Source organism: Streptomyces sp. NPDC104814 (assembly GCF_055583185.1).
Genome location: NZ_JBVJOL010000001.1, coordinates 1,346,959 through 1,360,608, shown reverse-complemented (window position 1 = coordinate 1,360,608; position 13,650 = coordinate 1,346,959). Strand labels below are relative to the sequence as shown.

12 protein-coding genes are annotated in these 13,650 nt (G+C 74.7%); 6 read left to right on the top strand and 6 right to left on the bottom strand.

The features are described 5' to 3' along the window. Positions 1 to 95 precede the first annotated feature (95 nt). On the bottom strand, positions 96 to 572 hold the full coding sequence (locus tag ACZ64A_RS05765; RefSeq protein WP_469808426.1) for a DUF5709 domain-containing protein: 477 nt from the start codon (positions 570 to 572) through the stop codon (positions 96 to 98). A gap of 321 nt (positions 573 to 893) precedes the next feature. On the opposite strand from ACZ64A_RS05765, the gene ACZ64A_RS05760 reads away from it, so the two are divergent. Then, the gene (locus tag ACZ64A_RS05760; protein WP_469808425.1) at positions 894 to 2,366 is read left to right on the top strand and encodes an APC family permease; all 1,473 of its coding nucleotides are present in this window, start codon (positions 894 to 896) and stop codon (positions 2,364 to 2,366) included. A 15-nt stretch (positions 2,367 to 2,381) separates the two neighbouring features. Continuing rightward, positions 2,382 to 3,368 carry a hypothetical protein gene (locus ACZ64A_RS05755; RefSeq protein ID WP_469808424.1) on the top strand — a complete coding sequence of 329 codons (987 nt, stop codon included), beginning with the start codon at positions 2,382 to 2,384 and terminating at the stop codon, positions 3,366 to 3,368. Here the strand turns inward: ACZ64A_RS05755 and ACZ64A_RS05750 are convergent. The 3 genes from ACZ64A_RS05750 to ACZ64A_RS05740 all read right to left on the bottom strand — a co-directional run bounded on the left by ACZ64A_RS05750 (position 3,304) and on the right by ACZ64A_RS05740 (position 8,107). Beyond that, positions 3,304 to 4,812: a hypothetical protein gene (locus tag ACZ64A_RS05750; RefSeq protein WP_469808423.1), complete on the bottom strand. Its 1,509-nt coding sequence runs from the start codon at positions 4,810 to 4,812 to the stop codon at positions 3,304 to 3,306. The two genes, ACZ64A_RS05755 and ACZ64A_RS05750, sit on opposite strands and share 65 nt — an antisense overlap. Before the next feature lie 215 nt (positions 4,813 to 5,027). Then, positions 5,028 to 7,370 (bottom strand): glycoside hydrolase family 65 protein, encoded by a 2,343-nt coding sequence (locus ACZ64A_RS05745; RefSeq protein WP_469808421.1) that lies wholly within the window; start codon positions 7,368 to 7,370, stop codon positions 5,028 to 5,030. Next, on the bottom strand, positions 7,367 to 8,107 hold the full coding sequence (locus ACZ64A_RS05740) for an HAD family hydrolase (protein WP_469808420.1): 741 nt from the start codon (positions 8,105 to 8,107) through the stop codon (positions 7,367 to 7,369). Before ACZ64A_RS05740 ends, ACZ64A_RS05745 begins: the two co-directional genes overlap by 4 nt. Positions 8,108 to 8,192: 85 nt before the next feature. Between ACZ64A_RS05740 and ACZ64A_RS05735 the strand changes: the two genes are divergently transcribed. Together ACZ64A_RS05735 and ACZ64A_RS05730 are read left to right on the top strand one after the other, a co-directional pair. Next, a complete protein-coding gene (locus tag ACZ64A_RS05735) occupies positions 8,193 to 8,837 on the top strand; it encodes a nucleoside/nucleotide kinase family protein (protein WP_469808419.1) in 645 nt (214 codons plus the stop codon). 91 nt (positions 8,838 to 8,928) lie between these two features. Further along, positions 8,929 to 10,587: an ArnT family glycosyltransferase gene (locus tag ACZ64A_RS05730; RefSeq protein ID WP_469808418.1), complete on the top strand. Its 1,659-nt coding sequence runs from the start codon at positions 8,929 to 8,931 to the stop codon at positions 10,585 to 10,587. Positions 10,588 to 10,761: 174 nt separating this feature from the next. On the opposite strand, the gene ACZ64A_RS05725 is transcribed toward ACZ64A_RS05730, so the two are convergent. Together ACZ64A_RS05725 and ACZ64A_RS05720 are read right to left on the bottom strand one after the other, a co-directional pair. After that, positions 10,762 to 11,160, bottom strand: a complete 399-nt coding sequence (locus ACZ64A_RS05725; RefSeq protein ID WP_469808417.1) for a DUF3662 domain-containing protein — start codon at positions 11,158 to 11,160, stop codon at positions 10,762 to 10,764. Between the two features lie 13 nt (positions 11,161 to 11,173). Beyond that, positions 11,174 to 11,368, bottom strand: a complete 195-nt coding sequence (locus tag ACZ64A_RS05720) for a hypothetical protein (protein ID WP_469808416.1) — start codon at positions 11,366 to 11,368, stop codon at positions 11,174 to 11,176. A gap of 139 nt (positions 11,369 to 11,507) precedes the next feature. Here ACZ64A_RS05720 and ACZ64A_RS05715 point away from each other — a divergent pair, with 139 nt between their 5' ends. Together ACZ64A_RS05715 and ACZ64A_RS05710 are read left to right on the top strand one after the other, a co-directional pair. Continuing rightward, positions 11,508 to 12,425: a MurR/RpiR family transcriptional regulator gene (locus ACZ64A_RS05715; protein WP_469809074.1), complete on the top strand. Its 918-nt coding sequence runs from the start codon at positions 11,508 to 11,510 to the stop codon at positions 12,423 to 12,425. Between the two features lie 257 nt (positions 12,426 to 12,682). Further along, a complete protein-coding gene (locus ACZ64A_RS05710; RefSeq protein WP_469808415.1) occupies positions 12,683 to 13,048 on the top strand; it encodes a hypothetical protein in 366 nt (121 codons plus the stop codon). Positions 13,049 to 13,650: the final 602 nt, after the last annotated feature.

Below are 13,650 nucleotides of genomic sequence, written 5' to 3'. Positions count from 1 at the left end.
GGGCCGGGCGCTTCGAGCCGGGACCGTGCCGTGGGGCGGTCTCCTCGCCGTCGAGGAGACCGCCCCACGCGTGTCCCGAGGGGGACGGGAGCCGGCTACGGCTGCGTCAGGTCGTCGTCGACGACGTGCATCGCGGCTTCCTCCGCGCCGGCCGCGCCCGCGTCGATGCCCTTGTCCGCGGCGACGGCGTCCTTCTCGGTGTCGGGCCGCACGCCTTCGTCCGGTGCGACGAGACGCCCGGCGCGGTCCGCACCGGCCTCGGGGTCGACGGGTTCGCCCTCGCCGCCGGGCAGGTCGCCGATGTCGTCGCCGGAGGGCGGCTGCACGTCCGGCTGCTCCTGGGCGAGCCGCTGGTCGAGGGTCTCCCCGTCGTGCTGCTCGGCGGCGGTGGTGCCGTGCTTGGTGACGCCGAGCGGCTTCTCCGGGGGCGAGTAGCCCTCGTCCAGGGTGTCGTCATAGGTGCGTTCGCCGACGGCGTCCTGCATGTCCAGGGGCGCGGCGTCCTCCTGCTCCTCGTTGCTTCCGGTGGGCTGGTAGGCGTCGTCGGCCATCGGTTCGGGGCGGGTGCCCATGTGCTGCCTCCCTCGGCTCGCTGTCGCCTCGTGATGTGCGTGTGCGTGCTTTCCGTGTTCCGCGTTTCCCGTTCGGCGAGGTCCAACCCCCTTGCCCGGGCGCTCACGTGCACCCCCGGGAGCGCGTCGTGGCGCGCCTGGCAGTGGGGCTATCATCACTCGCACACTCCGCGTGACCGTCCGTCCACGCAGCGGCGCACGTCCCGCCGGCTGCGCGGTCGCCGCGCCCCGCGGTCTGCCCACGGCCCGTGGCGGCACCCCCCACCCCCCACGTCGCCGGTGCGGTCCTTCCGCGCGCCGGCACGAACGAAGGCAGCGACCATGAGCAACAGCGGCGGCAGAGGGCTGCAGGCCGGCGCCCTGGGCATGTTGGACACCGTGGTGATGGCGGTCGCGGGCAGCGCGCCGGCGTACTCGCTGGCCGCCACGACGGCGGTCCTGGTCGGCGCGGTGGGACTGGCGAGCCCGGCCGCTCTGCTGTACTGCGCGATACCCATGCTCGGCATCGCCCTCGCGTTCAGCCGGCTCGGCCGTCTCGACGCGAACGCGGGCGCCGGCTACTCGTGGGTGGGCCGCACGCTGCACCCCTTCCTCGGATTCCTCAGCGGCTGGGCGCTGGTGGTGTCGGCGACCCTGTTCATGGTGGCCGGTTCGCTGCCCGCCGGGTCGCTGACGCTGGCCCTGTTCGACCCGGGACTCGCGGACGACACCGCGCTGTCCACGCTGGTCGGCGCGGGCTGGTTCCTGCTGATGCTGGGCGTGGTCCTCGGCGGTGCCCGCCTCACCGCACGGGCCCAACTCCTCATGTCCGGCACGGAGTTGGCGATTCTGGTGCTGTTCGCCGTGCTCGCGGCGGGTCGTTCCGGCCACGTCCGGCCCTTCGACTGGTCGTGGTTCGGTCTCGGCCACTTCGACGGCGTCTCCGGGTTCACCTCCGGCGCGTTGGTGGCCGCCTTCTCCTACTGGGGCTGGGACGTCACCAGCAACCTCAGTGAGGAGACCCGCAACAGCCGCCGTACGGCCGGCCCGGCGGGGCTGATCGGGCTGGGCGTGGCGTTCGTGCTGCTGGAGGTGTTCACGGTCCTGGCGAACCTGCTCCTCACCCCGGAGCAGATCGCCGCGCACGGCGCCGACGTGCCGGCCGCACTGGGCGAGGTGATCTGGCCCGGCTGGGGCGGAAAGCTGCTGACGGTCGCGGTGATGCTGTCCACCGTCGCGACGCTGCAGACGACCCTGATCCAGGTCACGCGCTCGCTGTTCGCGATGGGCCGGGACGCCACGATGCCGGCCGTGCTGGGCCTCGTGCACCGCCGCTGGAACACCCCGTGGGTGGCGATCACGGGGGTGGGTGCGGTGGCGCTGGCCCTGTTCGTCGCGTCCACGGCGCTCGGCACGGTGGGTGAGATCCTCGCCGACGCGATCCGCGCCATCGGCCTGCAGATCGCCGTGTACTACGGCCTCGCCGGAGTCGCGGTCGTCGTCGCCTACCGCAGGACGCTGCTGAAGTCACCGGGGGCCTTCCTGCTGAACGGGCTGTGGCCGCTGCTCGGCGCGGTGTTCATGTTCTGGGTCCTCGCCGAGTCGCTGGCGGAGCTGAGCGGGGCGGCGGTCGCGATCGGGCTGGGCGGGCTCGCCGCCGGTGTGGTGCCGATGATCCGGTACTGGCGGCGGGGCAGCGAGTACTACCGGCCGGCGAGGCTCGACGCCTCGCGCACGGTGGAGACCGACTACGTCCCGGCCCCGGGCCCGGCTGCGGCGCCGGGCGGTTTCGAGGGCCTCCCCACGGACTTCTGAGGGGGGAGGCGGACGATGGCACGGGAGCGTTTCACGCCCGACTTCGACCCCGACTGCGGCGACGCCGCCCTGACCTCCGCACGCCAGGACGTCGTCATCGGCCGCTGGCAGGGACTGCGCGCGCTGCTGCGGGCCACCGGACCCGACTGGGCGGCGCGCGGACACCGGGTGCGGCTGCTGGCCCAGGCCTGCGCGGACCGGTCGACGGTGGAGACCTGGCTGTCCGCGGAACCGCACAGCGCCGACGCGCTGGTGCTGCGGGCCGCGACGGAGACGACCCGGGCCTTCGCCCTGGCCATCGCCGCCGGGCGCGGGGTGCCGATCGAGCAGCGGCGCATCGACGCGGCGGTGTCGGCCTGCCACGCGGCGGCCGAGGCCTGCCCGCAGGACCCGACGCCGTGGGTGTCGCTGGTCTCGGTGGCCCGGCTGTACCCGTCGGGGGTACGGCGGCGGGAGCTGGCCCGCTGGTGGGACGAGCTGCACCGGCGCGACCCGTACAGCGTGGAGGGGCACTTGCAGGTCCTGCACTACTACTCCGCGCGCTGGCACGGCAGCCACGCCCTGATGTACGACTTCGCCCGCGACGCCGCCGGGGTGGCGCCGCCGGGCTGCGCCCTGCCGGTGCTCGTGCAGTACGCGCGCGTGGAGGAGTACCGCCACGCCCTGGACGCGGCCCCCGGCCGAACGGCCGCCGTCGCCTTCGGTGAGCACTGGAGCCACCCCGGCGCGGTCGCCGACGTGCGGCGCAGCGGGCAGCGCTGGATCGCCGGGCGCGGGGACGCCCCCGTGGCGCCGGCCGAACTGCGGGACGTGCACCATCTCGCCCACGCGGCGTGCCTCGCCGGGTGCGTGGACCTCGCCGCCGCACTGCTGCGCCTGGTGGGCCGGCGCGCGACCCGCACGCCCTGGTCGTGCACCGGGGACCCGGCCCGCCAGATCACCCGCTGGCGGCGCGAGCTGGGGGTGGCGGGCCGGGCGCCAGGTAGATCCGCAGCGTGCTGAAGCGATACGGCTGCCAGCTGCGGGCGTAACCGGCGGGCGCGCTGCCCGGCAGGGTGAGGTGGGCGGTCGGGACGCGGCCCGCGGTGCGGGTGATGCCGGCCGCGGTGGCGTTCGCGTTGGGTCCCGAGATGGCGGCCGAGGCGCAGCCGGCGTAGAAGGCGATCGGCAGGGCCTCCTGGCCGGTGACCAGGCAGGGCGGGCGCACGCCGAGCCGGTGCAGCTCGGCGGCGGTGCGGGCCCAGGCCCGGTGCTGCGCGGTGGTCCGCCGCACGGTGTGGCTCAGGACGGTGTACTGCACCGCCAGATGCCCCGCGAGCGCGAGGACCACGGCGGCCGTGAGCAGCGGGCGCGGGCGCCCTCGCGGGCCGGTCACCAGGGCGAGCAGGGCGTCGGCGACGGGCAGCGACAGCAGGGCGTACGCCGGGAGCAGGAAGCGCGGGGCGGCGTAGTCGATGAGGAACAGGTACGGCACGGCGGCGGTCACCGCGCAGGCCAGCGGGAGCAGCGTGGGCAGGGTGCGCCCGGCCCGGACGGCCACGGCGAGGCCGGCGGCGGCGAGCAGCGGCAGGGCGCACCACCACAGGATCAGCGCCGGGTGCGGGGCGGGGACGTCGCAGGGGCGGCACAGGGTGCGTCCGTCCAGGCTGCGCAGCTGGTCGTCGACGGCGAAGTGCAGGCCGAGGCCGCCCTGGAGGCGGGAGCCGTCGGCGAGGCGGCGGATCAGGCCGCCGTAGTCGGCGTACGCCTCGATCACCCACTGTGCGGCACCGGCCGTGAGGCCCGACAGCAGGGCGAGAAGCGGTCGCCACCGCCGTTTCACGGCCGCGAGGACGAGCAGCGGGGCGGTGGCCCAGACGGCGTCGGTGGGCCGCATCAGCGCCATGAGCGCGGCCGCGGCCGCGATGCCGCCGAGGGCCCACCGGTCGGCCGGGTTCCGCAAGCCGCGCAGCAAGCAGCCGGCGCAGGCCAGGGCGCCGACGGCGACCCAGTAGTTGGGCATGGCCTGCGGGGCGTAGAAGAGCGTGACCCACAAGGTGGCGAACAGGGCCCCGGCGGTGGCGAGCACCCGGGCGGGGAAGAGGCCCCGCCAGGCGCGCAGCGCGAGGTAGAGGGCGAGGCCCGACAGCACGGCGAGGTAGCAGCGCAGCAGCGGCGTGGACGACGACCAGGACGCGACGGGCGCCGCCAGCAGGCTGACGCCACGCGCGCGTGGCGCGCTGAAGTACGACGCCGGGGCGTGGCCCGAGACCTGGCTGACGTAGACGGTCTCGTCCCAGCCGAGGCCCATCGACGGATGGACCGACAGCAGCTGGGCGAGCGTGAACAGAGCGGCCACGACGGCGAGCGGGCCGCCCGCCCGGGCGGGCGCGGGCCGGGCGGAGGAGGCGACGCGCCGGCGGGCGGGTCGCGGGCCGACGCGGGTGCGGTGCGCGCTGTCGGCCATCGCCGGCCCTTCCCTGCGGTCGCTGGTCCGCACGCGGACCGGGCAACCGGCCCGTGCGTGCGGTGATCAGCGCCAACGTAACCGGCGGCACCGCCCGGGGCCCGCGGAGCGCGGCCGGGCGGAGGACGGCGCGCCGGTCCGCGGCCATGGGCCGCCCGCGCCCGCGCCGGAAGCTTTTACGGTCGCCGCCGGAACACTGCCGCGTCTGCGGCGCTTCAGCGGGCGTTCGGGGCGCGGTGCGGGGGCTGGTCCGGGTCCGGGCGCCGAGGGGCGGGCGGGACGGGGCGTACGGCCGGGCCGTCGGTGGACAGGGTCACTTCCTCGCCGTGGTGCCGGATCGTCAGCGGCGGCCCCGACAGCAGCGTGTAGACGGCCTTCTCGGGGCCGATCTCCACCCGCAGGCAGCTCTCGCGCAACCGCAGGTGGAAGGCGAGCCGGCTGAAGTGCTCCGGCAGGCGGGGCGCGAAGCGCAGGCTCGCGCCGTCGCGCCGCATCCCGCCGAAGCCGGCGACCAGGGCCGTCCAGGTGCCGGCCAGGGAGGCGATGTGCAGCCCGTCGCGGGTGTTGTGCTCCAGGTCTGCCAGGTCCATCAGCGCGGCCTCGGCCGTGTAGTCGTAGGCGAGGCGCAGATGGCCGGCGCGGGCGGCGACGACGGCCTGCACGCACGCCGACAGGGAGGAGTCGCGGACCGTCAGCGGCTCGTAGTAGGCGAAGTTGCGGGCGATGTGCTCCTCGTCGAAGAAGCTGTCGCAGGTGTACATGGCGAGCACCAGGTCCGCCTGCTTGATGACCTGCTTGCGGTACAGGTCGAAGTAGGGGAAGTGCAGCATCAGCGGGTACTGGTCGGCGCGGGTGCCGGCGAAGTCCCAGCGCTGGTAGCGGGTGAACCCCGCGTGCTGCTCGTGCACGCCGAGCTCGGCGTTGTAGGGGATGTTCATCGCCGCGGCGGCGTCCCGCCAGGTGGCCGTCTCCTCGTCGTCCACGCCGAGGCGGGCGGCCTGCTCGTGATGGCGTTCGGCGGCGTCGGCGGCGGCCAGCAGGTTCTGCCGGGCCATGAGGTTGGTGTAGGTGTTGTCGTCGCAGACCGCGCTGTACTCGTCGGGTCCGGTGACGCCGTCGATGTGGAAGGCGCCGGTGGCGTCGTGGTGCCCGAGCGAACGCCACAACCTGGCGGTCTCCACGAGCAGTTCGAGGCCGGTCTCCCGTTCGAAGGCGACGTCACCGGTGGCCGCCACGTACCGCACGACGGCGTCCGCGATGTCGGCGTTGACGTGGAAGGCGGCGGTGCCGGCCGGCCAGTACGCGGAGCCCTCCTGGCCCTCGATGGTCCGCCAGGGGAACGCGGCGCCGCGCAGGCCGAGTTGGGCGGCGCGCTCGCGTGCCGCGTCCAGGGTGTTCTGCCGCCAGCGCAGCGCCTCGGAGACGGCGCCGGGCGCGGTGTAGGTGAGCAGCGGCAGCACGAACATCTCGGTGTCCCAGAAGGCGTGCCCGTCGTAACCGGAGCCGGTCAGGCCCTTGGCTGGGATGGCGCGCTGCTCGGCGCGGGCGCCGGCCTGCAGGACGTGGAAGAGGGCGAAGCGGACGGCCTGCTGGATCTCCTCGTCGCCGTCGACCTCGACGTCGGCGGCCGCCCAGAAGTCGTCCAGATAGGCGCGCTGATCGTCCAGCAGGCCCTGCCAGCCGCTGTGGTCGGCCGCCGCCAGGGCGGCCTCGACCTGGTCGCTCATCGCGGGCCGGGAGCGGGCCCCGGACCAGCCGTGCGCGACGAGCTTCTCCACCCGCAGCCGCTGGCCCGGCTCCAGCACGGAGGTGACCGTGAACCGGGCCACGTCGACGTTGGACTCGCTGCTGGTGGTGGTCCGCTCGGGGCCCTCGACGCGGTGGTCGGCGGCCACGGCGACGCGCAGTCCGCTGCGCTTGGTGCGGTGCACCAGCCGCAGCCGGGGCCCGGACGCCATGTCCTCCTCCGGCTCCAGCGGCGACTTCAGGGCGCGGGCGGCGCGCGGGTCGCCGTTCGGGTCGGGCAGGCTCTCGTTGGCGACCAGCTCCGACTGGATCACCACCCGGGCCCGGCCGCCGACGGGCTCCACCTCGTAGGCGACGGCGGCGATCGCCCGCTGGGTGAGGGAGACCAGGCGGGTGGAGCGCACCCGGACGGTGGTGCCGGCCGGGGAGGTCCACTCGCAGACGCGTTCCAGCACGCCCCGGCGCAGGTCGAGCTTGCGCTCGTGGGAGACCAGCCGGCCGTAGCGCAGGTCGAAGGGCTCGTCGTCGACGAGGAGGCGCAGCACCTTGCCGTTGGTGACGTTGATGGCGGTCTGCCCGGACTCCGGGTAGCCGTAGCCGGCCTCGGCGTACGGCAGCGGGTGCAGCTCGTGGACGCCGTTGAGGTAGGCGCCGGGCAGGCCGTGCGGCTCGCCCTCGTCGAGGTTGCCGCGCCAGCCGACATGGCCGTTGGACAGGGCGAAGACGGACTCGCTCTGCGCGAGGAGGCCGAGGTCGAGAGAGGTCTCGCGGACGGCCCACGGCTCGACGGTGTACGACCGCTCGGTGATCACGCCTGTCCTCCCAGCTCCGCGAGGTCCTTGACGACCCGGTCCGCGCCGTGCGCGTACAGCGCGTCGGTCTGCCCCACGCGGTCGACTCCGACGACGTATCCGAACCTGCCCGCGCGGCCGGCGTCCATGCCGGCCAGGGCGTCCTCGAAGACGGCGGCGTCCTTGGCCGCGATGCCGAGGTCGGTGGCCGCCGCGAGGAAGGTGTCGGGGCGCGGCTTGCCGGGCAGGCCCCGCTCCACGGCGACGACCCCGTCGATGCGCACGTCGAAGAGCTGCTCGGCGTCGATGGACTTCAGCACGTCCAGGGTGTTGGCGCTGGACGACACGATGGCGGTGCGCAGGCCCTTGCCCCGGACGGCCTCGATGTAGCGCAGCGTGCCCTCGTAGGGCTCGACGCCCTGGGTGCGGATCTTGTCCAGCAGCAGCTCGTTCTTGCGGTTGCCGAGGCCGTGCACGGTCTCGGCGTCGGGCGGGTCGCCGGGCGTGCCCTCGGGCAGGTGGATCTCGCGGGAGGCGAGGAAGGTGCGCACGCCGTCGGCGCGGGGCCGGCCGTCGACGTACCTGTCGTAGTCGTCGTCGCTGAACGGCTCGGCGTCCGCGCCCTGCCGTTGCCGCAGGAACGCGTCGAACGTCTCCTTCCAGGCGGCCGCGTGCACCACTGCCGTCTTGGTGACGACCCCGTCGAGATCGAAGAGGCAGGCCTGGATGTTGTCGGGCAGACCGAGATCCGTCGTCATACCTGACACCGTTCCCCACACAGCGACTCCTACGGGGTGTCACACGCCACAGGGCGCCATTCGAGGAGATGGCACACTTCGCTGCGTGCCGACCTTCGACGATCTGCTGACCCGGGCCCGCTCGCTCGCCGGGGCCGCGGGCACGCGCGCGGTGCTCGGCATCGCGGGCAGTCCCGGCGCCGGCAAGACCACGCTCGCCGAGCGGCTGGTGCGGGCGCTGAACGGGGCGGGCGAGCCGTGGGCGGTGCACGTGCCCATGGACGGCTTCCACCTCGCCGACGTCGAGCTGGACCGGCTCGGCCGCCGGGACCGCAAGGGCGCGCCCGACACGTTCGACGCGGGCGGGTACGCGGCGCTGCTGCGCCGCCTGCGCGAGGAGGACGACGAGGTCGTGTACGCGCCGGGCTTCGAACGGGTCCTGGAGCAGCCTCTTGCCGGTGCGATCCCCGTCCCGCCGGCCGCCCGTCTGGTGGTGACGGAGGGCAACTACCTGCTGCTGGGCACGGGCGCGTGGGCGCGGGTACGGGCCGCGCTGGACGAGGTGTGGTTCTGCGAGCTGCCCGAGCCGGAACGGGTGCGCCGCCTGGTCGCCCGGCACGAGGAGTTCGGCAAGGGGCACGAGGAGGCGGTGGCCTGGGTGGGGGGCACCGACCAGCGCAACGCCGACCTGGTGGCGGCCACCCGGGACCGGGCGGATCTCGTGATCACGATGGCCTGCCTGCAGGGGTGAACCGCGGCGGCCCGCGGGCCGTACCCCTGGGCGCGGCGGAAGGTCCGGCGCACGGCTCCTTCAAGGGGGTGGCGCCCGCGCGGGGCGGCAGATGGCGACGAGCGAGCGGCAGCGGGTGCGCGCGACGCCCGCACGGGAGGACGCGCGGCGCTGGCGGCGATGGCTGGTGCCGCTGGTCGTGGTCGTGCTGCTCGGGCAGATGGCCGTCGCGATGGTCACCACCGCCGTGCAGCAGACGCCGACCGTCGACGAGCCCGTCTACGTCGGCGCGGCCGCCGTCTATCTGCACGAGCACAGCCTGGAGATCAATCCCGAGCATCCGCCGCTGGGCAAGCTGGCGATCGCCGTGGGTGTGGCGGCCGCCGGGCCGCACTTCGACGCCTCGTTCCACGGCACGCAGCAGCGGGTGGGGCAGCATCTGCTGTACGGGTCGGGGAACGATCCCTGGCGGCTGATGTTCTGGGCACGGCTGCCGGTGATCGTGTTGACGCTGCTGTTCGGCCTGGTGGCGTTCGCGTTCGCCCGGGACCTCGCCGGTCCGGCGGCCGGCCTGGTGGCGCTCGCGATGTACGCCTTCTCGCCCGATGTGATCGCACACGGCTCGCTCGCCACGCTGGACGCGCCGGCCGCCGGGTTCCTGCTGACGACGGTGTGGCTGTTGTGGCGCGCCCGGCAACGCCCCCGGCGGCATCTGCCGCTCGCCGGTGCGGCGCTGGGCGCGGCGCTGGCGACCAAGGCGACTGCGCTGCCTGCCGTGCCGGTGCTGGCGGTCCTGGCGGCGCTGTCGGCGTGGCACGCGTGCGCCGCGCACGAGCGGCGGGCCCGGTTGCTGCGGGCGGCGGGCGGGGCGCTGGTCGTGGCCGTGACCGCCGTGGCCGTCGTGTGGGCGGCGTATCTGGCGGTCGATCCACGGCTGCAGTGGGCGCCGGAGCAGCACGTGCCGGTGGTGCACGGGCTGCGCAGGCTTCTGGTGAGGCTGCTGCCCCTCCCGCAGGCCTACCGGGACGGGCTGCGCATGCAGTTCGCCTTCGAGAGCCAGCCCTGGCAGGGGTTCCTGTTCGGGCGGCTGTACACCGGCTCGCTCTGGTACTACCTGCCGGCCGCGCTGCTGGTGAAGACACCCCTGGGCATGCTCGTCCTGTGGGTCGCGGGTGTGGTCGCGCTGACGGTGCGGCGCCGGCTGCGGGCCGCGGCGCCGTATCTGCTGCTGCCCACGGCCGTGCTGCTGGCGGCGGCGATGACCGGGGCGCGGGACCTCGGCACGCGGTACGCCCTGTTCGTGCCGGTGTTCCTGGCGGTGGCGGCGGGCTGCGCGCCGGTGCTGCGCCGCGGGTGGGCGGCACCCGCCGTGACCGCCGTGCTGGCGCTGTGCGTCGCGGTCAGCTCGCTGCGGGCGTTCCCGTACTACCTGCCGTACTCCAACGAAGCGTTCGGCGGTCCCGCGCAGACCCATCTGCGGCTGCACGACTCCAACGTCGACTGGGGGCAGGACCTGGGCCGGCTCGCCCACCGCCTGCGCGAGCGCTACCCCGGGGAGCGGGTGTGGCTCGTCTACAAGGGCAGCGGGGTGCCCTCCGCGTACGGCATCCGCGCGGCGAATCCGCTGCGGGTGCCCGCCGGGGACGTGCACGGGCTGCTGGTGGTGTCCGACTCCTCGCTCGCCAAGGCACGGGGCCGGCTGGCCGCCCTCGTCGCCGGCAGCCGGCCGGTCGACGAGGTCGGCCACTCCATCACGCTGTTCCGGCGGTAGGGCGGCCACTGCGCGGGCCGGCCAGGGCGGTGGGGCGGCCAGTGCGCGGCCCGGCTCCGGGGGTGGGGCGGCCAGGGCGGTGCGGCGGGCGGTCCCACCAGTGCGCCGCCTCGACGGTGCGGCGCCGCGACGCCCTGGTCAGCCTGGTGTCTGACGCACTGGTCAGCCCGGTGTCTAGTGCGCCGCTTCGAATCCTTCGGCGCTGACGTGCCGCATCACCGTGCTCGCGACCCGGTAGCGGCCGTTGGGCACCTCGCGGGAGCGGGTGATGTGCACGGTGAGCGGGCCCGCCCAGGCGTAGCCCTTGCGTTCGGCGTGCCGGACGAGACTGTCGGTGAGGTCCTGGCCGACCCGGCCGCCCTGGCGGCTCAGCTCGTCGTGGACGGAGGCGTCGAGCTCCACGTCGTAGGCGTTGGGGACCACGACGAGGTTCTCGCTGCACACGACGGCGTGCTCGTCGCACTCGCGGCGCAGGGCCGCGAGCAGTTCGACCGGTTCCCGGCCGACGACACGCTCCCACAGCGCCTCCCAGCGCTGCTCCAGGGCGCGTTCCAGCCCGCTGAGGGCTCCCATGGAGTCCGCCCCCTCACTTCTCCTCGAAGTCGTCCGGCCGCACCTGGGCCTCCTCCAACGCCTCGCGCAGGGTGCGCCCGCTCGCGCCCTGGTCCCTCGCCGTGCCGCGCTGCTCCTGGGGCCCCTGCGCCTGCCGGGCCGCGCGCCGCGTCCTGAGGGTGTCGTCGGTGGTGTCGGTCTTCGCCCGGTTCTCTTCGGGGACGGTCATCGCGTACTGCTCCTGACGTGTGGTCTCGGATCGTGTCCCGCGTCGGGTTCCCGGCGGGCGCCGGGCTATCCATCCGCCCTGTTCAACCACGGTGGGTGAGCTATGTTGAAGCACTGTGGGAGACAAAGGAGGCGCACCCCTGCCATCGCCGCAGCAGGCACGCGCACAGGCATCGGCGATCACGTCCGGCAAGACCGCACCGGAGGTGGAGGCGTCCCCGACTTCCCAGCTCAGGACGCTCTTCGACCAGCCGCGGCTGTCACCGGGGCAGCGGCGCATCGCGCAGTACCTGATCGAGCACATCACCGAGGCCGCCTTCTTGTCGATCACCGATCTCGCGGAGCGGGCCGGGGTCAGCCAGCCGTCGGTGACGCGGTTCGCGGCCGCGGTCGGCTTCAGCGGTTACCCCGCGCTACGGGAGCGGCTGCAGACGATCGCGCTCGGCACGCTGGCCGGCGGCCCTGCCGAGGTGAACCGCAGCAACGAGCTGCAGGCCGCGGTCGACGCCGAGATCGAGAACCTGGAGAACCTGCGCCGCGACTTCGCCGACCCCGACCGGGTGATCGAGATCGGCCGCAGTCTGTCGCAGTCCGCCCCGCTCACCGTGCTCGGACTGCGCATCTCCTCCTCGCTCGCCGAGTACTTCGCCTACGCCGCCCGCCGGATCCATCCCGACGTACGGCTGGTGACGATGGGCGGGAGCGTCGCGTACGACGCGCTGCTGCAGTCCCGGGAGGCCGGCGGCACCTGGGTGCTGGCGTTCTCCATGCCCCGGCACGCGCAGGAGACGCTCACGGCGGTGCGTGTGGCGCGGCGCGCCGGGCTGAAGGTCGCCCTGATCACCGACCTGGCGCTCGGGCCGGTCGTGGACGAGGCCGACGTCACCTTCGCCACCGGGACCGGCTCGCGGCTCGTGTTCGACTCCTACGCGGCACCCGGGGTGATGGCGGCCGCGCTGCTGCAGGCCATGACCGATGCCGGCCCGGAGCGGACGCAGGGGCGTCTGGAGGAGTACGAGCAGGTGGCCGAGGAGCACCAGTTCTTCTTGCGGGACTGAACCGCGGGAGGCCGGGAGCACCCGTCGTCAAGCAGGCATGAATGTTTTCATACGTCTTGCAAAGCGGACGGCATATATAAATACTGCTCGGGGCCGTACAGCGCCCCCTCCGCCGCCGTCCCCTACCCGCGACGGCGAGGGGCAGTCCGGTCGGGCGTCTCTCCTGTGCGAGCGCCCGTGGTGGCCCCGGTCATCCCCTAGGCCGGGGCCGCCCCACCCCCCTGGAACCACCGCACCCGACGCCGGAAGCGACGATCATGGCCCTGACGACGACGCGCATCAGCCCGGACTGGCCGTGCCAGGTGAAGACCCCCGGCTCCTACGACTGGGAGCGGTCGGCCGTGCGGTGGCTGCGGGAACTGGTGCCGGCGCGTTATGCCGGCTACCCGGCGCTGCTGCGGCACCCGGTGCTGCTCGCGCGGCACGCGCAGCTCCAGGTCCAGCAGGAGATCCGCGTCGCCCGCACCGCCCTGCAGACCGCGCGCGCCGACCTGCCCCGGCTGGGCCTGCCGGAGTCGGTCATCGAGCACACGATCAAACTGTACGCGGCGGAGGTCCTGCAACTGCAGCACATCGCCCGCAGCGTCCGAGCGGTGACAGAGGCCCTGACGGCCCCCCGCTGACCTCCCGCCACACCCCGGACCCCCGCCCCGCGCACCCCGCCTCAGGAGACGCCGGGCACCCTCGACGCGCGGCCCAGCAAGTCCCGGCCCGCAGCCTGCACGCCGGCCGACGGAACGGCCCGCGCGGCCCCCGCCTGCCGACCGGCTCTCCGATGACGGCACGGATCTGCGCGGCCCGGGCGGCCGCACCATGCGACCCCCGCCCCCGAGGGGGCGTGCAGCCCACTCCAAGAGGTTTCACGACGCAGCCCGCCCTGAGGGCCCGCGCACCCAGTCGGGTGCGCCGACCGGCGGATCACTCTCGCCTGAGCGGCGTCGCGCAGGTGCGCGGTACCGCCCCCTAAGGACGGGCCCCGCGCGCGACACCGCCCGCAGGGGCCTTCAGGGGCACCCCGGCGTCGGTGCGCCGCCGCCCGCCGGGCGAGTGGCCGCATCCGTACGGCAGCCCCGCCCGCGGGCACAGCGCCGCGCGAGCCATACCCAGCGCCGCAGGCCGCGGCGGCGGGCGCCCGTCCCGCCGGGGCCCCGTACGGCATCACACGGGGGTGCGGGCGCGTGGCCGGCGTCGAATGCGCCCGCGCCGGCCGGGCGAGCAGCGGCGT